Below are 19536 nucleotides of genomic sequence, written 5' to 3'. Positions count from 1 at the left end.
GCTAGTTGGCGAGCGCGTTTGCTGGCTAGCAGGCTATCTGGCCAGCTGCCGTGCCCCGGCTGGAGGCTTTCGCGTTATTCATCGCGTAGACTCCTCTAGCCGGGGTTTAGTCATGTAAATCTCCGGCCAATCCACCGAGTGCTAAACCGTGATTACCCCACCCGCGGGGGACTATGACTAGGACTTTCCTTATCCCTGCCCATGAAATCTCACTGAACGCCGTAATATAAAACAACGTATTATCCCCAGTTTGCTTAAAGTATTGGATTGGTGAAACGATGTCTAGCCCATCGCCGCAGCAGCGCCAACAATTGCAGGATGAACTCACCCGCGCGGTGGGCACGGGGCGCATTAACATTAAACAGTTCGATTACTTGCTCGGGATCGTGTGGACCAGTGATTCGATGGATGTTTTGCAGTCGATCCGACGGGATTACCTGGGACAGGCTGCACAACAGTATCAATCTGCTAGTCCTCCTGTCCGGCCGAATGCCAGAAAAATGCCACCTCCGGCGCCCCTGAAGACCACCTTCGGCACGATCGAGTTAAACGGCGATTGGCGGGTCCCTGTGCGACAAGAGTTTGTTGCAAATGCAGGCACACTCCATATTGATCTCCGCCAGGCACACGCGGATTCCCTAGTCACTGAGTTCAACATTACGGCTAGAATGGCGACGATTCGTATTATCGCTCCCTTAGGGGTTGCATTCGAAAACCGTATGACGAACAACATTGCCTCAACATTCGATATTGACGACACCGACCCAAACCCGAATGCCCCGCGCGTGATTCTCACCGGAACGATCTCAGGCTCATCGGTAAGAATTCATCGAGTTAGTAGCCAAGACAAGTGGTGGAAACGTTTACTGTAGTAACGAGCTGAGTAGGGGCACAGCAACCAATTAATTCAGCGGCAGCCTTATTCTCGTTGTCTTCCGTCTACTATTTTCCCTAGCGTATTCGCTGGGCTTCAGAACGTCCATAACACCAACCCACAATTGTAATGCTCAAGGGCCCTATGCTGTCGATTAGTGGATCGATAGCATAGGGCCCTATGGTCTCTGGCTCAGTTCAAAATTATTGCTGTCTTATCCCCTTGCCCGCCGCGTAAGCATGATGCCGACCAGTAGCAGCGCAACTCCAATTACCAGCGCCCCATAAAGTCCCGGCCCTCCGGTTCGTGGAAGTACAGGCTTAGAGATGTTAGCGACCTGCATGATTAGCTGGTTCGCCTCAGTTCCTTGGGTGACAGTCACTTCCGGGAATTGCTCCGCTCCGCCTACTAGCTGTAGTTGCTGCACACCAGTTCCAGTTGCGACTAGATCGAAAGTAATCGGCCGAGATAACAGCTGGTAGCCACTTGGAGCCTGGGTCTCGACGAGTTCATACCGCTTGCCTAATTCAAGATCCTTAATGTCCATATTCTTGCCGTCCAAGTTGCTAACCAGCGTACGCTCGGATCCTGAGACCTTATACAAGCTAAATTTGGAGCCATCCAACGGCTTTGCATCATCTCCGAAACTCACTTTCTTCACAGTCAGCATCAGCTTCGATGCTCGAGCATTGACGACGCTACAATTCACGATTGCGCTAGCTGGCACCGCAACTGTAAATCCTGGCTTCATCGCATCATCAACGTTTGCTACTGGAGCATCTTCGGTTTTCCACTTGTTAATTCTGGCATCAAAAACCGTAGCGGTACACGTAGCGTTTTTGTTCTCAGGATACGGTTGCAACACGAAACCTGGTTGTTGTTGTTCAACAACCTTTACTTGCTGGGATATCTGTGCCGTTTGATTCTTCTGATTGAGTTTCCGCCCGAAATTACCTTGATCGTTGGTTGTATCGGTTACTTGATTCGCAAGTGTTTTCCCGTCTGCACCGTTAACAATACGGTTTTTCCCGTCTACGGTTGAAGTTTCAAACGTCCAATCTTGTCCTGGGGAAACCTGGTTGTTTTCGCCTCGGATCAACTTCGTGACGTTTATCGAACCAAAACAATTCTTCAGCACAAGGTCTCTCAAGCTATCTTCCAGTTTGCTGAACTTGTCAACCAACGTGACGGCGTCCGGGCTGGAAATATCCGCGGCAATGCTTTCTGTCTTTCGGATGCCAGCGCGCCATATCTCCGGCTGGTTAGTGACTTCGAAGTGGCGCCTATCAAAATCTGGCTTATCCGCGATCATGATCTGACCACCGATTTCGATCATATCGCGCACAGAATCGGAAGGGATTTTTTGGTCCTTTCCTTTCTGCGGGTCGACATAACTCGGATAACCGTATTCGCCAAACTTTTTCCATTTTTCAGGTTTCCCACCAACACGGTTCAGGTTGAAGAAACCATCATTGAGGATGTGTTCAGTGATCGGTTCAATACCCACCATGACGGTTTCAATGCGCGCTCCGTGAGCCTTGAGCTCATTTGCTGCTTCCACAGCTAATGAAAGATCGCTCTTATTAATCTGGTTTCCGTTGTCGAAACCTTCCCCAGGGTAATCAGTGTTATTAGTAGTGGGGAGTCCATCGGTGATGAAATAAACAACATCAAACTCGCCATTCGGTACCTGCTTTAACCCTACTTGGTAGTTTGTACCACCGTGTTCGTTTCTCGTAAACCTTGCATTAAATCCGTCCACAGCATCGCGGAGTTTTTTCACGCCCACGTCATCATTCAAGCTTTGTTTGTCTGCATGAATATCATTCACTCGTCTAGCCAGTGAAGCGAAGTTATAGATCGCCATGTTGCTGCCTGTGCCCTCCAGCGCATTAATAATGCTAAGACCTGCGGCACGGCTAGCCTTCGGTCCTTGCGGATGCTGCAACAAGGAATCAGAAGTGTCGAAAACTAGTGCAACATTAACCCCACAACGCTGCGGCAACGGGGGATTCTTTTCGGATGCAGGAAGCCATCCAAGTTCCGCGCGAGGGGTTTCAGCTTCGCCTAAATTAAGCTTCGACCAGGTTCGGTCGAACCACTCCGGACCTTCCCTCCATAAATCAATATCGCAGCGACCAAATGAACCTAACAAGGGAATTTGCGCCTGAACACGATAATCATTGCGATTGGCATGTTTCTGTATCTTATTCAGCCTGAAATACACGCTGTTGCCGCTGACAGATACCGAATAGTCGCTGCCTTTGTTTAGCACTTTCCAACCACCTGTGTCGGATCCAAAGCGCAATTGCATCTTCGAATCGGTAGTTTTCACGCGACTAACAAGATGCTGCGCTCCGGACAGTTTCACTTCAACGACATCAACACCGCCTTGACGCAATACTTCTAAGTCATTTCCCCATTTGGAAGTAGCAGTGACCACTTCGCCTGATTTTGTACAGGTGTCTGCAGTGCGCGGATAATCCAGCAAGTCGAAATTGACTGGGTACGTCGGATTGAACTCCGCTGGGTCTTCAGGTGAAGAGGACTGCTTTCGGTAGAGTTCAATATTACAGCTCAGCCGCCAGGCACTACCAGAAAAAGGCAGCTCAACCTCTACATCGTAGGATTTTTGATCGCTGGGTGCTCGCATATGGGAACGAGTCAACTCAAAAAACACAGAATTGCCCTGGCGCCAGACCGAATAATCTGTGCCGTTCTGCAACCTAATTCGCCCCCATTCCTTTTCTGGGTTAGACCCAAAAGAGAGCTCCACGGCAGACGCACTAAGATCAATGTTTCCTTGATTCGGTAGTTTCACCTGAACAAGGTCAACAGCTTCGTGTGTGCCTGGTTCCCACCATCTCTTAACTTTTAAGGAATTTCCCGATTTTCTGCAGGTATTATGCCTCCCATTATTTACCGGAATCTCATCATATCGTGCACGAGAAAAAGGATCCCCCTGCGCCACAGCAGCCCTGTCCATTACACTGGGATCTAAGACTGCCGCACGAGACCTCAGATCCACACGCCCAGCGCCATCTCCTTCCACAGGAACTCCATCACCAGCAGGCAGAGCTTCCGAATCCAAGCCCGGCACTTCCTCCATCACGGCACGGTAGGAATCTACAGGTGGAAGAACCTCTTCCTCTTTCGACCACTGAACAAGAATTTCCGTGCCCGGCTGGAGATCAACTTCGGTATCTGCTTCAATTGTGAGCCGATCAGCCGTTGCCTGCACCCAATCCACAGGGTAAACCACTCCAGCAATCGTCAAGCTATTTACCAACGGTGCATCGGCCACACCAAAACCTGACTCCGCTGTAATCTGTACACGGCCCATTTTAGTTGGAGCTAGCGCCGCCAAGGTCATAGTGGCATTCTCATCTTCGGTGCCAGTTATGCTGACATCAGCAATAGTTAATGACTCCTGCGGGGCTGTTTGTGCAGATGCAGTCGGATTATATATTCCTGGCTCATCGGGCTGTGCCAACGAAGGAACAATCCCCGAAATCAACAGAAGGATAAAGGCAGCAACAATGCCTCTTCGCGCTATGCGGCTCAACGTTATTGACTCTTTCTAATTCTCGTGGATCATTAATTACTCGCCGCATTTAAAACACATCAACTTATATAGAAATCATCGCACGCAATATTACCTCTAAAACAAGTATATTTGCCTTAGAGGTCACAACGCGAGCAATATTCAGATTCGAGGGAACACCTCGACTCGTTGCGATATTTTATCGTGGCGTTAAATTTTTGTATCCTTCAATAGACTTTGATGGATTTATATCGTTTTACTATATAGTACCCAAGCCATTTTTAAGGCCCTCAACGACTTAAATGTGACCAAGTTCCGAATTGCATGTTCAAACCCTCCAAACCAATCAGCACCGAATATGGCCTAGACTGGCAGCATGGATCTCGCCGATAAGCTCGACACTTTTACCCGCCTGGTTCCCCTGCTCGACGAGGCCAGCGCGGCAGATACTGATGACATCACCCGCGACGCCAAGCTACGTGACCTCGCGATTGATTCACTGTCGATGATCGAGCTCGTCGTCAAGATCGAAGACGAATTCAAGGTGCGGCTCGAAGAAATCATTGTGCAGGACTGGAGCACCGTCTCCGATGTCATTGCCTATATTGACGAGCACGGCGAAAAAGTAAACTAACAAACAAGTTTTCGGCACTAGCGAGCAATCCTAGCGAGCCACCGCTGGCAGCGCACCCACGGCAATAGGGCACTCGACCGCGACTTCCCCATCACAGCGAGCACCCTACGCCAGCGCGCGCCAGCCGCCCACTAAGCGAGCATCGTCTTCCCCAACGTGCTCACCCTCGCTTGCGCCACAAATGATTCAACTACCCCACCAGTCACACCAGCAACCCTCAAGCTGCCATTGAACCCCCCATTTCCTGAAGTGTTGCTTGAAGGTTTTTCCATCGGCGCAGCTCAGCAAGTTACATCACTGTAATCCCTCTAATTCACTTCTACACCATGGGTGGAATGCCAGTTCACACCAAGAAACCCCAGCGCGTTACAAAAATATTCGCCGCTTTGGGCTGGTTTCCGCCCCACACATCCAGTAGGCTACGAAATCATGAAATTATCCTTCCGCGCACTCACTGCAGCGGTTGCCGCCGGAACCCTCGGCGGCCTGCTGGCCATTACGGCACCTGTCAGCCACGCACAATCGACTGCAGACCCAATGGCCGCACTATCCTCCGCCATCGCAGGCACCCCCACCGCAACGCGTACCATCGACGTCAACGGCACCCCACGTGATTTCATCGTCGATATCCCAGCAAATTACGACCCGAACCGCGCCTACCCTGTGGTTCTGGGTTATTCCGGTGCTTGGGATACCGCGGATGCTTTCCGCGGCCACTCCTACATCAACAAAGCCGTAGGCAATGACGCAATCGTGGCCTACCCGCAGGGTGTCGTCGACAAGCTGAAAAATAAGCCGGCGTGGGCTGGGCCAAAATACGCAAGCCAAACCATCGACGATGACGTCGCATTCGCCCGCGCGCTCGTTGCTGATCTAGCAGTGCAGTACAACGTGGACACCAACCGCATCTACGCCACAGGCCTGTCCAACGGCGGCGGCGCGGCGCTGAGCTTGGCCTGCCACGCACCGGATCTTGTCGACGGCGTCACCAGTTCTGCAGGCGCATACTACGATGCGACGGTATCCAATTGTGTAGAAGACGCGCAGGTGCCGACGCTCATCATGCACCACAAAGACGACCACGTCATCAACATCAACGGCGGCGCCAACGACCACGGCGGACACTACAAGGCCGCCCGCCAGGTCTTCGACGAATTCGCTACCCGCAACGGCTGCGCGCCCGGCGGAAACACCAATAACTGGATCGTTGGTGCGCACACCGTCTCTGGAAGCAACTGCCGCGCGGCCACCGAATTTGCCACCGTCGTCAGCCCGCAGGTCAACAACGGACACACCTGGTTCAAGGCTGTCCCATCAGCAAACCTGCTGTCCTGGGAGTTTTTCCAAAACCAAGCTTAACCAGGCTTAACCTGTAATTTCTTTCCAGATCGCGTCGTTCGTCTCTGCCCACAATGGCTTCGCCCAATCGCCGAAGTCCTTGTCGGTCAGCGCGAGCAGCGCGATTTTTTCGTCTGGCACCAACCAGAGGAAAGAACCATTCATGCCAAAATGCCCGACGGCATTATCCGGCAACTCCGTCCCCATCCAGTGCGGATCTTTTGCACCGTGAATTTCAAAACCTAGCCCCCACAAACACGGCTTTTGCATGCCATAGCCCGGAACAATCCCACGCAAATCTGCAAACTGCGGTGTGAGCATCGCCTGCACCGTCGACGGATCCAACAGTGTCGGCTCCAGCACTTCTTGGGCAAATCGGGCCAAGTCAGCCGCGGTGGTTTCTAACGCGTAACCAGACGACCCCTTCAGCACAGTGTTGTTCATGCCTAACGGTTCGAACAGCCCCAACTTGAGGTATTCGGCAAAATCCATGCCGGTTTCGCCCTCAAGCTTTTCCTGCAGCATCTCAAACCCCGCCGAGGAATAGATGCGGCGCTCCTCCGGGGCACGATCCGGGTTTTCTGCGTCTTTCCCGATACCACTGGCATGTGCGAGCAAGTGCCGCACGGTCGAACCCTCGGGTCCAACCGGCGTATCCCACTCAAACACGCCTTCTTCTACGGCCATCGCAAAGCCATAGGCTGCTACCGGCTTGGTCACCGAAGCCACGGCAAAAACGTGCGCGTCGTCGCCCAGGGTGTGGGCGAGTTCGCCATCCCGAATCAGCGCGGCAGCCACATTATCAACTGGCCAGTCAGCGATTTTGTCGAAAGATGTCAGTGGTTCCTGGTTAGTCATGCTCACCAGTCTAAACGTCGGCAGGGCATTCGGCGGGCGGTCACTACTATTGATTACATGTAGCGCAGCACAGGCCGTGCACTAGCGGTGCTTGAACTCCGGATCACGCTTGTTGGCGAAGGCATCCATTCCTTCTTTCTGATCTTCCGAAGCAAAAGCAGAATGGAACAAACGCCGCTCCTGCAGCAGTCCCTGACGCAAGGTGGTTTCATATGCTGCATCCACGGCTTCTGTCACCATCGTTGTTGCCACCAGCGACTTATTCGCAATGGTCGCGGCAACGGACACGGCTTCGTCGACAAGCTTGTCAGCCTCGACAACGCGAGCAACCAAACCAGAACGCTCGGCTTCTGCTGCCTCCATCATGCGGCCAGTCAGGCACATTTCCATTGCCTTTGCCTTGCCGACGGCGCGGGTCAACCGTTGCGTACCACCCATGCCAGGCAAAACGCCCAGGTTGATTTCTGGCTGGCCGAATTTTGCCGTATCACCGGCGATAATGAAATCGCACATCATGGCCAGCTCGCAGCCACCGCCCAACGCATAACCATTCACGGCCGCGATCAACGGTGTGCGTACCTGCGTCAGCTGTTCCCATTCGGAAAACCAATCCGACATGTACATTTCAGTGGCAGATTTATTTGCCATTTCTTTGATATCAGCGCCGGCTGCGAAGGCTTTCTCGGATCCGGTGAGCACGATGCACCCGATGCCGTCGTCGCCATCAAACTTTTGTGCTGCAGAAACCACCTCGAGCATGAGCTGCTGATTCAAAGCGTTCAATGCTTTGGGGCGGTCGAGTGTAATGATGCCGACCCGGCCGCGGGTCTCCGTCTGAATAGTCTCGAAATCGTTATGTGCAGTCATTTCGTTGTTTGTTGCCATGAGGGGCTCCTCCTTGTGAAACGTGGTCAATATGTAACTAGCTGGTTTCCGTCGCAATATGGATCTCACCGTGCAAAGTCTTGTGCACTGGGCATTTCTCGGAGATCGCCGTGAGCTTCGTTTGCTGCTCCTCGCTCAAAGCGGAATCGAAATGCAACACGCGGATAAACGTCGTCACGCCCTGCTTGTCACGCTCATGGGTCACGGTAACTTTAGTATCGCCCATGTCCCACTTCTTGCGGCGAGCATACATGCCCATCGTCATCGCCGTGCACGTAGCCAGCGAGGCTTGCAGCATGTCATACGGGTTCGGGCCAGTGTCTTTAGCCCCGGGCACACTCGTCGGCTCGTCGGCGATCCAGCGATGACTTCCAGCGCGAAGCTCGGTGGCGAAATCACCATCACCGGTAAGTCGCGCTTCAACAACGCCTTCCTTGGTATAACTGTAGCGCTCATCGGCGCAGTCGTCGCGGTCCACATCCGGGGTATCCGGCAAATACGGCCGAGCCCAACCAGCCAGCATCTGCGCGGCGTGCTGCGCCTGCTTATCCTTATTGAGCAAGTGATCCACGCCGTCCAGCATGATAAACGACTTCACGGTGCGTGCCGCGCGATAAATCCCCTGCGCATTGTGAATATCCACCAACTCATCCGCGTTCGAATGCATGACCAGCAATGGCACATCAATCGCCGCAATGCGCTCTTTTTGATCAAATCCGCGCAGGTCGTCGACAAGCCCTTGCCCCACGCAGACAGTCTTGCCACCAATTTTCACCGAAGCCGAGCCATCTTCAGCGATATCGTCCAGCGCACCAGCAAACAAACCAGTGACATGCTCCGGATCATACGGCGCGGCAATGGTGACCACCGCACGCAACGAATCAATATCAGCAGCCGCCGCCAACGCTGCCGCACCACCGAGCGAATGACCAATCAACAACTGTGGGGCTTGATAATGCTCCTCCAACCACTCCGCGGCCGCCACCACATCCTGGGCGTCGCCCGAAAACGTAGAATCTTCGAAATTACCTTCGGAATGCCCCAGACCAGCGAAATCAATCCGTAACACCGCGATATCTTCCTGCACCAACTGCTTAGCGATGCGCGATGTCGCCGGGGAATCCTTTGAGCAGGTAAAACAATGCGCCAACAAGGCATACGCACTGGGGTTGGCCGGGCTTTCCAACCGCGCCGCCAACTGGATGCCACTGTGGCCTTCAATGGTGAAGTTTTCGCTCGTAGTCATGGCCACCAGGATACGCCGCGCCGCACAATCAGTGTCTAAACCAGTCAGAAACCGAATCAGTCTGAGCTCACAAAAGCTAGCCGGTAATCCCCACTTGATCCAGCGCGAGCTTTCCCGCCATAACGACGACAACCACCAGCAACACCACGCGCACAAATCCAGTACCACGCCCCAGCACCATCCGCGCACCGATTTGTGCGCCCACCACGTTGGTCACCGCCAGCGCCAGACCAAGCAGCCACAGCACCTCGCCCTGCAATCCGAAGGTGATCAACGCACCAATATTCGTCGAGACGTTAATAATCTTCGCCCGCGCGGCACTGGCAATAAAATCAGTACCCAGCAGCGCCACAAAGCCCATGATCAAAAACAACCCCGTGCCCGGGCCAAACACGCCGTCGTACACACCAATCGCGCCAACCAACGCGAGCAGACCCACCCAACGACGTGCGGGCATATTCTTTTCCGCGTCCTTGCTGGCAGCAGCCGGCCCGGCCGATGAGCTTTTCGCCGCCCCAAACGACGGGCGCGCCACAGTAAACACGCCAACCGCGACCAGCAACACGATGATCACCGGGCGCATCACCTGCTTGTCGACGCTCGCTGCCAGCAAAGCCCCGGCCGCCGAACCGACCAAAGCCGGCGGAGCGTATTTCAGGGCATGCAGCGCCGATGGAACCCGGCGTGAGAGCGTGATCGCGGCACTCGAAGTTCCAAAAATCGCAGCGACTTTATTCGTAGCCAGTGCTTGCGCGGGAGCCATGCTCGGGTTGAGCACCAGAATCAGCGGAATGAGAATCAGCCCGCCACCGCCGACCACGGCATCGACCCAACCGGCAGCGAGCGATCCCACCAGCAGCGCGGTGATTATCTCAGCTGACATAATTCCTTCCTGATGGCGTCGGCAAGCGGAGTGCGGGCGTCGGCAAGCGAGACGGTGATGATTCGCTCATTAGTTTGGCCACTGTAAGCTTGCACACTACTGTACTGCGTATGCAGACTGAGCTCGGATTGACCCTGATGGGTCTCCTCATCGTTGGTACCACCGTCGGCATTTTGATCCGCGGCAAAACCCACCCGTTGATCCCCATGACGCTGGTGCCGGTAATCGGTGCTTTCATTACCGGTTTTGGGTTGGAAGATCTCTCGACGTTCTTCGAAGAAGGCCTGAGCTCAGTGATGAAGGTCGTCGTGATGTTCATCTTCGCGATCATTTTCTTCGGCATCCTGCAAGACGTTGGGCTGTTCACACCGATCATTCGCGCGCTCATCAAAACTACGCGCGGCAATGTGGTAGCAGTTGCCGTCGGTACGGGGCTGATTGGTGTGGTCGCGCACCTGGATGGTTCGGGTTCGACGACGTTTTTGCTCACGATTCCTGCGCTGCTGCCGCTCTACCAGGCGCTGCATATGTCACGGTATGTGTTGCTGACGATCGTCGCGCTGGCTGCGTCCGTGATGAACATGGTGCCATGGGGCGGGCCGCTGGGGCGCGCGGGTGCGGTGATTTCGCAGGACACGAACACCGTGTGGATGCACCTGATTCCCATGCAGGGGCTGGCGCTGGTGTTCGTGGTGGCCATCGCTTTTGCACTGGGTGTGCGAGAAAAGCGCCGGATTAGCGCGCTGCAGGCCGCGGGTGATCTTCCCGCCACTGACGACGTCGATGTGCATGCCATTGCCGATGAATTCGAACAAAAGCAGCGCGAGGAACAGGAACAGCAGGGCTACGAGTTCCGCTCAGGCACCGTGCCGACTGTGTTGAATGTGCTGGTTGTGTTGGCCGCGCTGGTGGTGTTGCTGGTTGGGCTGTTGCCTCCTGCACCGACCTTCCTGATTGCCGCCACGCTGGCGTTGATCATCAACTTCACCTCGCAGGCGGAGCAGGCCGATGCTTTGAAACGACACGCGCCGAATGCTCTGTCGATGGCCGGAATCATTATCGCCGCCGCGATGTTCCTGGGTGTGTTGAACGAAACCGGCATGCTGGAGGCCATCGCGTTGTCGCTGATTGGTGTGCTTCCGGAAGCCGCCGGGCCATACCTGCACGTCGCCGTCGGCATGCTGGGTGTTCCGCTGGACCTGTTGACCTCGACTGATGCGTATTACTTCTCTGTGCTGCCGATCGTGCAAGAAACCGTCGCCGCCTACGATATTTCCGGCTTGGGTGCTGCCAGCGCGCTGATTCTGGGCAACGTGATTGGTACGTTCGTCTCGCCGTTCTCCCCGGCTCTGTGGTTGGCACTCGGCCTGGCGAACGCGCAGATGGGCCGCTACTTGAAGCTGGCCTTCCCAATCGCATGGGTGTTTTCCGTGATTATCGTGTCCGTCGCGTTTGCAACGGGACTGCTAGCGTAGGGATGATTATCCACGCCCTCCGCACTAGTTCAGTCAAGGCAGATACCAGGCTCGTTATCGCTGTTTGCCTCGATTAAGGAGCGCATGGACTAAAGGAGTAATGCCACCAATTCCTGCAACGCCTGCACCGACTAATGATTCAGGGGGTTCCAAGAAAAATAAGAATAACGAAATAAATAAAAAGGCAATCAACGGAAACATGACCGCTGCAACGAGTCTGACTTTAGCTTCAAAAATCGCGAACTCAAAAGACCTTTTACTTACTTCTCTGTCTTGTACCGCATCCTCGTGGGCATCTTTAAGAATTTGGCTGCCAGCGCCCGCGGATATCCGGTTGTAGTCCTCAATCACCGAAGGCGGTGGAATCGGCCCCTGGAATGTTATCGCGGCGAATTTTCCAGTTCCTGTGAGTACCTGTTCATCTGGTAATTGATCCGTCCCCCAACCCGGCCGAAGGCTCGCTGCGTCCTGGTCGCTGATCTCAAGTGCATCTCGCGTGCCGCCTGCTCCACCCGTGGTGTTTGCGACATGTGAATTTTCGACACATCGTCGAGAATTTTGCGGATCATGTTCATGCTTCATATCCTAATCGTTATTTGCCGCTAGTCCAGTTACTCGCATCACTCTTCCAAAACAGTGAACTGCATGAGTGGCTCTTGATGCATCTAGAGCGACAAATTTCCTCCCCCTTGAAAATTGACTGACCCCACAGTATCAACACCGGCATTGCTTCGCTAAAACAACGAGCTTGCTACCGATAACTACTACAGAACTACCATGGGGTGCATGAACGGAATCGACGTACTCCTAGACTTCGCAGCACGACCAAAAGACGTACTCAACGCGCTCCCCCGCCTTAGTGCCAAGCAGCTCAACCAGCACCCGGAGGGCCACCCCAATTCCATCGCTTGGTTGATCTGGCATACCGGCCGTGAGATTGATGTGCAGCTGTCGGCCCTTACCAGCGACGACGAGCTGTGGTATTCCAGCGAGTGCCGGGACGCCCTGGCGCTTGGTGACGCCGGCGACAGCCTGGGTTACGGTCATTCTGCCAACGATGCCGCACAGATCCAGCTCCAGGATGCTGCAGCCTTCGAGCACCTACGCAGCTACGTCGCCGCAACGCTTGATGCATTAGCCGACTACTGCCGCAGCCTCGCTGATGATGATCTCAGTGACATCATCGCCGAATATGAAGGCCAACCAATCAGCCGCGGAACCCGCTTGGTGTCAATTATTGACGACGCCACCGCGCATCTCGCGCAGGCCACTTATGTCGCCGGGGTGTGGGAGTAATCGTGCAGCCTCAGCGTGAAGTGCTGTGCTGCGCGACTTTATACTTATTTATAAATTGGCCGAAAGTATAAAGAAGTATAAAGTCGCCCCATTCCACCGCACCCGCCCCGGCACTGCATAAAAGTCCGAATCCCCTGCGCACGCCGGTCTATACTTGGCCAGCATGGGTGATGCAGTCAGTACCGAGTCCTATACGCCGCGCCAGCGCACGCGCTACCGCCAACGTTTGATCGACGATCTCGAGGTCTTCGATCGCCACTTGCAACAGGCCGAGTTCATCGATCAGGGCACCATCGGGTTGGAACTCGAGCTCAATCTCGTCGACAAGAATATGCAGCCCAAGACGTGCAACGGTGAGGTATTGGCTGCGCTTGACGACGAACACCAGTCGGAAATTGGCGCCTATAACGTGGAGATGAACCACCCTCCGCTATCGATTGCTGGCGCCGGCCTGGAAAAGCTCGAAGATGGGCTCAACCGGCGTCTGAACACCGTGCGTGAAGCCGCGAAACAGGCGGATGCGGAAGTCGCGATGATCGGAACGCTCCCCAGCGTGACCACCGATTTTCTGGAAGATCCAGCGTGGATGACCTCAGAGAATCGCTACAAAGCATTGTCGAATTCTGTACTGGAATCCCGCGGCGAACTGGTTGACATTGCGTTGGAAGGCCAGGAGAAATACCGGCACAGTTTTGAAGATATCGCTCCGGAATCCACCTGCACGTCGATCCAGCTGCACCTGCAGGTAGCACCGAACCATTTCGCTGCCGCGTGGAATGCTTCCCAAGCCATCGCTGGCATACAAACCGCGCTCAGCGCGAACTCTCCGCTGTTCGCTGGGCACAAGCTCTGGCACGAGTCACGCATTCCGGTATTCCAGCAATCCATCGATACCCGTACCCCAGAATTAGTAACCCAGGGGGTACGGCCACGAGTGTGGTTCGGCGAACGGTGGATCACCAGCGCTTTCGATCTGTTCGAAGAAAACGTGCGCTATTTCTCGCCGCTGCTACCCGAAGACCGCGTGGAGTCCGGAACTCCGATCGTCACCGACGGCAAGCCCGGTTTGCACTACCTAAACCTACAAAACGGGACTATTTGGCGGTGGAATCGCCCGATATATGATCCAAACACCGAGCTTTCCCATATCCGCGTGGAAAACCGCTTGTTGCCCGCTGGCCCCACCGTGGCAGATATTGTGGCCGATGCCGCGTTTTATTATGGCCTGGTGAACTTCCTCGTCGGCCAGACTCGGCCGGTGTGGTCGCGGTTGTCTTTTGCCGACGCCACGAGCAACTTCTTCACCGGCGCTCGCGATGGAATTCACGCGCAGATGACGTGGCCGACGTTAGGAACCATCCCGGCGTCTGAGCTGGTGACCGAGCATTTATTGGAGCAAGCAGAGCAGGGCTTGAAGCAGCTTGCCGTGGATCCGGCGCTGATTCAGAAGCATCTCGGGATCATCGAAGGGCGCGCCCGGAAGCGACAAAACGGGGCAACCTGGCAGCTAGCAGCACTCGATAACGCGACCGCTGCTGACTCCACAACCTACACGAGTGCCGAGGGGCATGACGTCCCGGATAGCACGCCGCGTCGGCAAGCCATCGCACGTATGCTCAGCGCTTATATCGACAATCAGAAATCCGGCAAGCCGGTGCACACCTGGTCTACCAATATCGGCTAAGCCACTTTTGGTTGTGCCTTACGTCCCTGAGAATATGTCGATGGGACGAGCCAGGCACAGCAATGACGCGCCCTACTCGTTTGGTGTTCCTCGGTCACGACCAGAACTGAATACTGCAGCCAGCGCTACTACGTCAATAGCGATAATGGCTGTGGCGAATCCTGGGTGACCGAGGACAAGAGCAATGGTCGCAACAGCAAGTACCGAAAGAACCGCGGCCAGACCATAGCGGCGCCCCGATTGCACCGTCTTTATTGGCTCAGTGTAAGGATAGGTCCGCTGGATATAATCTGCATCAACTGCCTTGCGGATTGAGTCTAGGTAGATTTCATAAAGCTCGGGGCTATTTTCTTTAATGTTCGCAAGTTGCTCTTGATCTGGAGCAACAATTGGAAGATGAAGATGGTTTTCTTGCAGATGAGCGCTTATTTGAGCGAGAAGAAACGGGTAATCTCCCGATTTGCTCGCGTCGCCCCTTGTGTCAGCGTCTGATTGAGGTTTCCGCCGGTCTTCGGGGCTGGCATTGCCTTTTGCATCTGGCGAATCGTCCATTCCCCTTTGAGGTCGAACAGGGACAGAATCCCGATTCGAATTTCCGGCCAATTCCGAATCTTCTGCATCAGTCATCAACTTCCTTTCGCCCTAATCAACCCCGTTGGCTGTTGTTATTCGCGATAATACACCTCGAAAGATACGCCAGTTGCATTCCAGCTTGGTTACCCCCGGCAGCTCCTTGCATGGCACTGTGTCCAACACTGGCACGCCTATTCCTGACGAGAAGGAAGCAAAACAACGCCGAAATTCCTGGCTTTTGTGGGGCCAGCGGGGCTCGAACCCGCGACCAATGGATTATGAGTCCACTGCTCTAACCGACTGAGCTATAGCCCCTTCCAGTCTCCGCACGTCACGGCCCGAAAAGCTCTTCCGCGGGATCCTTGCGAAAAAGCGCCCGAGCCGAGGTGCCAAAACTGTTGTTTAAGTATAACGGCAAATTAATCGCCGTCTACCACTACCCCAGCAATGCGTTAAAAACCTCGCTTGAGCTTGGGTGGGTGTAGATGCCGCTGCCGACGGTGCTAGCCGGAATATCAGCGGACATCGCCAGCGCTAGCGTGTTAATCAGTTCTTGCGCATCGACGCACAGCAGGGTTGCGCCCACGATGCGGTCCGTTTCGCGCTCAACCAGAATCTTCGCACGGCCTTCTGGCTTACCCAGGATCTTTGGCCGCGGCATGATAGGAATATCCTTGATGTCTGCAGCCTTGACATCCAGAGTGTTTCCGCGCGCTTCGACCTCTTCGCGGGCCGCTTCTTCGCCCAAACCAACCGTCGCCAGCGGCGGGTCGATGAACGTCGTCGTCGGAACCACACGTTTTTCCGTCGTCCGGGAGCCATCGCCCCAGCGGTCCGAAAGAATCACACGATGATCGTCGAACGAGACGTAGGTAAATTGTGGCCCACCATTGACGTCTCCCGCGGCATAAACGCCTTCGACGTTGGTACGCAGGTGCTTGTCGACGGCTACGGCGCCGCGCTCGGTCAGCTCGATGCCGGCTTTATCCAGGCCGAGATTCTTCGTGACAGGTTTGCGCCCAACAGCGACCAGCACCTGCGCGGTATCGGCGGTCTGTTCGTTGCCATCGCCGTCTTTCCACACGGTTGTTACTGCATCAGCACCGTTTTCACGGAATTCAGTGACCTGGGCTCCTGTCACCCATGTGATGCCCAAGTTGTCCATGATCGTGCCGACGTGTTCTGCGATGTCGCGATCAAAGTTGGCAAATGGCTTGTCGACGGTATCGACCACGGTCACCTTGGTGCCGAACTTCGCGAAGTAGGTTGCGAATTCCATGCCGATAGGGCCACCGCCCACGATGAGCAAGGAATCTGGGCGCTCGTCCAACTGCTGCGCCTGCGTGGAGTCAATGACGCGCTCCAGGTCTGCGCCTGGCAGTGGCAGAACAACCGGCTCAGCGCCGGTGTTGATGATGACGGTCTCGCCAGTGATCTCCAGACGATCGTCACCACCGGTAACTTCCACGGTTTTCTCACTGACGAAGCTGGCGTGGCCGTCAACGACAATGACGCCTTTGTCTTTCGCAAGGTCCAGGTTGATCTGGTTCATTTTGGAGGTCAGAGTGCCACGGCGTTGGATGGCTTGCGCAAAGGCCGTGGAGTCATCGGCGGTTGGCTTAGTGTGGTGGCTTTCTGCGTCGGTAAGCAAGGCTTTCGTCGGCACGCAGCCAATGTTGATGCAGGTTCCGCCGTACATCGCGCTGGACTGCTCAACGAGGGCGACGCGGTCGCCTGCTGCGGCTCGTTTCATAGCGATGGTTTTTCCGGCTTTGCCGAAGCCAATGACTAGAACGTCGACGTTCATGTTCTCACTCATTCGTGTCTAGACCTTTCTTCTCGGGTTTAGTTGGTCTGCCATGTGATGATTCGGTAGGCCTTACATTCCTTCGCAACGGTATGAGTCCGCGAAAAATTCCAGTCTCGGCCAACGTCACAGTATTGCGCTATGGCAGGAAGTAATAAAGGCCGAAAAACCATAGTTAAGCTGGCGATTTGCGCTGTATTAAATACGCTTATATAGTTAATCACCGTTGCGCCGGAAGGCACAGACCGAAAAGTTCAGAGAGACTCTGAATCGCAGGTCAAGCCGGAAGTCGTCAGCAATATTCCTCCATAGCTCAGTTGGCAGAGCATTCGACTGTTAATCGAAGGGTCACTGGTTCGAGCCCAGTTGGAGGAGCAATACATAGCCCCGTTGAGCAGCGAATTCGCTGTTCAGCGGGGTTTCGTCGCCCTTGGGCACGCTTAAAAAGAGGCGGAATTCACGCCACATGTCTTGGAATTGTCGTGGGGTTTTGAGCGATTTCTTACATCCACGATTTGGCGCACCACCCCCTGCTACATGGGGCTAATCGATAACCGGCAGGTCTTGGTCGAACATATACTGGTCGATCTTGATCGCCACCGCGGCACCTGCTCCCATAGCTTGCGGAATTTGATCCGGAGAGCTAATTACATTGCCCGCAGCCCATATTCCGTTCTGCGAAGTCTTTCCCGCTTCCGTAATCACCCAGCCACCGTCCACAGCGCAGCCAGCGTCACGCAGAAGCCCATCGTTAGGCATGAAATCGGGCCCAGTAAAACACGCTTCGTAGTCGATTTCACGCGCATCCGTTTGCACCGTTATTCCCGCTTCATACTGGCTGGATTTCGACACCGCGCGCACCGTGTGTGGGTCAATGGTAATCCCCAGCCTTTCCATACTGTCCTGTTCTTGCTCAGAAAGATCCAGCCCATTGGGATAAAACGTGATGTCGCCAGTCCATTTCGAGAGCAGCTTAGTAATCCGAAAGGTAAACCCGGGATTTTCCCCTCCAACGACGACAAGTTTTTTCTTCCGAATCTCGTACCCATGGCAATACGGACAGTGGAAGATTCGGGAACCCCAAAGCTCGTGCAATCCGGAAACAGCAGGTAATTTGTCAGCAATCCCCGTTGCGACGAGTACTTGCCGGGCATGAATCATCTCACCGTTTGAAAGCACTACCTGCCAGCTGATTGTGTTTGCCCGCGTAGAGTGCACATCCGCTGTCAGCGAGGTAGCTGACGCTTCCACGATCTTCCCACAAAAAGATAGAAACTCGCGGTGTCCTGCATCCAGCATTTCGGACGGTGAGGCAGCATCAAACCCCAATATTCCGTGCGCATGCTCAGCATATCTATTTCGTGGCTTCCCTGAATCCACGAGCACCACCGAGCGATTAGCTCGTGCCAACGTAATAGCAGCCGAGGTTCCTGCAAACCCGCCGCCGATGATCGCAACGTCCGTTTTCATATGCTTCGGTCCTGACTCCCTCGTTGCCGAATTCGGAACACACCGTTTTCTCATTCCCGACTCCTAGAGTCTAAAGCAAATTGGCAATAAGAAAACCGCCCGGTGCGCTGCATGCACATCGGGCGGTTTCGCTGGGTTCCCAAAAGAACCAATTATTGAATGCTCTGCATAGTCACAAAGCCTATGCAAAAGCCTGGTGACCTCTTAGCGGTCGACGTTCAGCACCAGGCCGTTCTGGTCGATGTCGATGTCGACGCCACCAACTTCAACTTCCCAGTAGCCGTCGTTGTCCCACTTGACCTTTCCTTCGCCATTGTGGGCACGCTGCAGAACCTGAGCTACTTCGTCCTTGGTCAGACGCTCTTCGGTCAAGTCACGCTCTGCTTCACCGGAGTAACCGGTGATTTCGGTTGGCAGATCGTTGGTAGCAGCGTTGCCACCAGCCTGGCCAGCCTGACCAGCATTGCCGCCATTCGCGTTAGCGTCGGCACCAGGGGTAACGGTGACAGTTTCCTTGCCACCATTCTGGTTGCTCTGGCTGCTCTGATCTGCCGGTGCAGCGGTCTCAGTGACGGTCACTGGGGCGGAGCTACCACCATTGCTGCAGGCTGCGAGGGTCAGGCCCAGAGCGGCGGTTGCAGCTGCGATGGAAACGCGGCGGAAATTATTCGATTTCATGTCTTCAACCCTTCTTATGAGTCTTGTGAGTTTTCCCAACGTTTGCTGGGGAGGCGGTGTCTAGCCTCTGAGAACTCCAGCTCGACACGTTTAGCGAGTATACCTTTAGTGACACGTCAACTAGGTACTCAAACCCCAAAATGTGGGGCATATATCACAAGAGTATATGACATGACCGTGGTTACACTTGCCTTAAAACAGCTAGGCGCGCCTTCATAACCAGGCATCTCTTCGCTGCCAGATGTCTCCACCCCATGAGCCAACAAAGCTGACTTAACTTGTGCTCATAAA

16 protein-coding genes and 2 tRNA genes are annotated in these 19536 nt (G+C 54.6%); 7 read left to right on the top strand and 11 right to left on the bottom strand.

Annotation, left to right across the window (positions count from 1 at the left end; translation table 11 throughout):
* Positions 1-278 precede the first annotated feature (278 nt).
* Entirely contained in the window at positions 279-872 is a 594-nt protein-coding gene (locus B142_RS0104735; protein ID WP_018120398.1) for a hypothetical protein, read from the top strand.
* A 216-nt stretch (positions 873-1088) separates the two neighbouring features.
* Here the strand turns inward: B142_RS0104735 and B142_RS11945 are convergent, their stop codons facing one another.
* Positions 1089-4439: a SpaA isopeptide-forming pilin-related protein gene (locus tag B142_RS11945; RefSeq protein ID WP_155860933.1), complete on the bottom strand. Its 3351-nt coding sequence runs from the start codon at positions 4437-4439 to the stop codon at positions 1089-1091.
* Between the two features lie 355 nt (positions 4440-4794).
* On the opposite strand from B142_RS11945, the gene B142_RS0104725 reads away from it, so the two are divergent.
* Both B142_RS0104725 and B142_RS11940 read left to right on the top strand, forming a co-directional pair.
* A complete protein-coding gene (locus tag B142_RS0104725) occupies positions 4795-5052 on the top strand; it encodes an acyl carrier protein (protein WP_018120396.1) in 258 nt (85 codons plus the stop codon).
* A gap of 429 nt (positions 5053-5481) precedes the next feature.
* Positions 5482-6411: a CE1 family esterase gene (locus B142_RS11940; RefSeq protein WP_018120395.1), complete on the top strand. Its 930-nt coding sequence runs from the start codon at positions 5482-5484 to the stop codon at positions 6409-6411.
* Positions 6412-6417: 6 nt separating this feature from the next.
* Here B142_RS11940 and B142_RS0104715 read toward each other — a convergent pair whose 3' ends face one another.
* The 4 genes from B142_RS0104715 to B142_RS0104700 all read right to left on the bottom strand — a co-directional run bounded on the left by B142_RS0104715 (position 6418) and on the right by B142_RS0104700 (position 10262).
* A complete protein-coding gene (locus tag B142_RS0104715; protein WP_018120394.1) occupies positions 6418-7248 on the bottom strand; it encodes a serine hydrolase domain-containing protein in 831 nt (276 codons plus the stop codon).
* Positions 7249-7329: 81 nt separating this feature from the next.
* Positions 7330-8133, bottom strand: a complete 804-nt coding sequence (locus B142_RS0104710) for an enoyl-CoA hydratase (protein WP_018120393.1) — start codon at positions 8131-8133, stop codon at positions 7330-7332.
* A 37-nt stretch (positions 8134-8170) separates the two neighbouring features.
* A complete protein-coding gene (locus B142_RS0104705; RefSeq protein WP_018120392.1) occupies positions 8171-9379 on the bottom strand; it encodes a bifunctional alpha/beta hydrolase/OsmC family protein in 1209 nt (402 codons plus the stop codon).
* Between the two features lie 76 nt (positions 9380-9455).
* Complete coding sequence (locus B142_RS0104700) at positions 9456-10262, bottom strand: TSUP family transporter (RefSeq protein ID WP_018120391.1); 807 nt, start codon at positions 10260-10262, stop codon at positions 9456-9458.
* 74 nt (positions 10263-10336) lie between these two features.
* Here B142_RS0104700 and B142_RS0104695 point away from each other — a divergent pair, with 74 nt between their 5' ends.
* Entirely contained in the window at positions 10337-11737 is a 1401-nt protein-coding gene (locus B142_RS0104695) for a citrate:proton symporter (protein ID WP_268908759.1), read from the top strand.
* 54 nt (positions 11738-11791) lie between these two features.
* Here B142_RS0104695 and B142_RS13505 read toward each other — a convergent pair whose 3' ends face one another.
* A complete protein-coding gene (locus B142_RS13505; RefSeq protein WP_155860932.1) occupies positions 11792-12319 on the bottom strand; it encodes a hypothetical protein in 528 nt (175 codons plus the stop codon).
* 204 nt (positions 12320-12523) lie between these two features.
* On the opposite strand from B142_RS13505, the gene B142_RS0104680 reads away from it, so the two are divergent.
* The gene (locus B142_RS0104680; RefSeq protein WP_018120387.1) at positions 12524-13033 is read left to right on the top strand and encodes a DinB family protein; all 510 of its coding nucleotides are present in this window, start codon (positions 12524-12526) and stop codon (positions 13031-13033) included.
* Between the two features lie 163 nt (positions 13034-13196).
* Positions 13197-14717, top strand: coding sequence for a glutamate-cysteine ligase family protein (locus B142_RS0104675; protein ID WP_018120386.1), 1521 nt, complete (start codon positions 13197-13199; stop codon positions 14715-14717).
* 72 nt (positions 14718-14789) lie between these two features.
* Here the strand turns inward: B142_RS0104675 and B142_RS13500 are convergent, their stop codons facing one another.
* The 3 genes from B142_RS13500 to B142_RS0104660 all read right to left on the bottom strand — a co-directional run bounded on the left by B142_RS13500 (position 14790) and on the right by B142_RS0104660 (position 17109).
* Complete coding sequence (locus B142_RS13500; protein WP_018120385.1) at positions 14790-15344, bottom strand: hypothetical protein; 555 nt, start codon at positions 15342-15344, stop codon at positions 14790-14792.
* A gap of 187 nt (positions 15345-15531) precedes the next feature.
* Positions 15532-15605: transfer RNA gene (locus tag B142_RS0104665), tRNA-Ile, on the bottom strand.
* A 121-nt stretch (positions 15606-15726) separates the two neighbouring features.
* Complete coding sequence (locus tag B142_RS0104660) at positions 15727-17109, bottom strand: FAD-dependent oxidoreductase (protein WP_018120384.1); 1383 nt, start codon at positions 17107-17109, stop codon at positions 15727-15729.
* Between the two features lie 290 nt (positions 17110-17399).
* Here B142_RS0104660 and B142_RS0104655 point away from each other — a divergent pair.
* Positions 17400-17472: transfer RNA gene (locus B142_RS0104655), tRNA-Asn, on the top strand.
* 168 nt (positions 17473-17640) lie between these two features.
* Here B142_RS0104655 and B142_RS0104650 read toward each other — a convergent pair.
* Positions 17641-18567, bottom strand: a complete 927-nt coding sequence (locus tag B142_RS0104650) for an NAD(P)/FAD-dependent oxidoreductase (RefSeq protein WP_018120383.1) — start codon at positions 18565-18567, stop codon at positions 17641-17643.
* 204 nt (positions 18568-18771) lie between these two features.
* Positions 18772-19245 carry a hypothetical protein gene (locus B142_RS0104645; RefSeq protein WP_018120382.1) on the bottom strand — a complete coding sequence of 158 codons (474 nt, stop codon included), beginning with the start codon at positions 19243-19245 and terminating at the stop codon, positions 18772-18774.
* Positions 19246-19536 lie beyond the last annotated feature (291 nt).

Source organism: Corynebacterium propinquum DSM 44285 (genome assembly GCF_000375525.1).
GTDB classification, from domain to species: Bacteria; Actinomycetota; Actinomycetes; order Mycobacteriales; family Mycobacteriaceae; genus Corynebacterium; species Corynebacterium propinquum.
The sequence above is the reverse complement of the archived record's forward strand: the minus strand, read 5'-3'. Positions and strand labels throughout refer to the sequence as shown.

What these genes read in the sequence shown, in the direction of transcription:
- B142_RS0104675 (WP_018120386.1), top strand. Translation starts at nt 13,197, where the DNA reads ATGGGTGATGCAGTCAGTACCGAGTCCTATACGCCGCGCCAGCGCACG.
- B142_RS0104645 (WP_018120382.1), bottom strand. Translation starts at nt 19,245, where the DNA reads ATGAAATCGAATAATTTCCGCCGCGTTTCCATCGCAGCTGCAACCGCC.
- B142_RS0104680 (WP_018120387.1), top strand. Translation starts at nt 12,524, where the DNA reads ATGAACGGAATCGACGTACTCCTAGACTTCGCAGCACGACCAAAAGAC.
- B142_RS11940 (WP_018120395.1), top strand. Translation starts at nt 5,482, where the DNA reads ATGAAATTATCCTTCCGCGCACTCACTGCAGCGGTTGCCGCCGGAACC.
- B142_RS0104660 (WP_018120384.1), bottom strand. Translation starts at nt 17,109, where the DNA reads ATGAGTGAGAACATGAACGTCGACGTTCTAGTCATTGGCTTCGGCAAA.
- B142_RS0104650 (WP_018120383.1), bottom strand. Translation starts at nt 18,567, where the DNA reads ATGAAAACGGACGTTGCGATCATCGGCGGCGGGTTTGCAGGAACCTCG.
- B142_RS13500 (WP_018120385.1), bottom strand. Translation starts at nt 15,344, where the DNA reads ATGACTGATGCAGAAGATTCGGAATTGGCCGGAAATTCGAATCGGGAT.
- B142_RS0104710 (WP_018120393.1), bottom strand. Translation starts at nt 8,133, where the DNA reads ATGGCAACAAACAACGAAATGACTGCACATAACGATTTCGAGACTATT.
- B142_RS0104725 (WP_018120396.1), top strand. Translation starts at nt 4,795, where the DNA reads ATGGATCTCGCCGATAAGCTCGACACTTTTACCCGCCTGGTTCCCCTG.
- B142_RS0104705 (WP_018120392.1), bottom strand. Translation starts at nt 9,379, where the DNA reads ATGACTACGAGCGAAAACTTCACCATTGAAGGCCACAGTGGCATCCAG.
- B142_RS0104715 (WP_018120394.1), bottom strand. Translation starts at nt 7,248, where the DNA reads ATGACTAACCAGGAACCACTGACATCTTTCGACAAAATCGCTGACTGG.
- B142_RS13505 (WP_155860932.1), bottom strand. Translation starts at nt 12,319, where the DNA reads ATGAAGCATGAACATGATCCGCAAAATTCTCGACGATGTGTCGAAAAT.
- B142_RS0104735 (WP_018120398.1), top strand. Translation starts at nt 279, where the DNA reads ATGTCTAGCCCATCGCCGCAGCAGCGCCAACAATTGCAGGATGAACTC.
- B142_RS0104700 (WP_018120391.1), bottom strand. Translation starts at nt 10,262, where the DNA reads ATGTCAGCTGAGATAATCACCGCGCTGCTGGTGGGATCGCTCGCTGCC.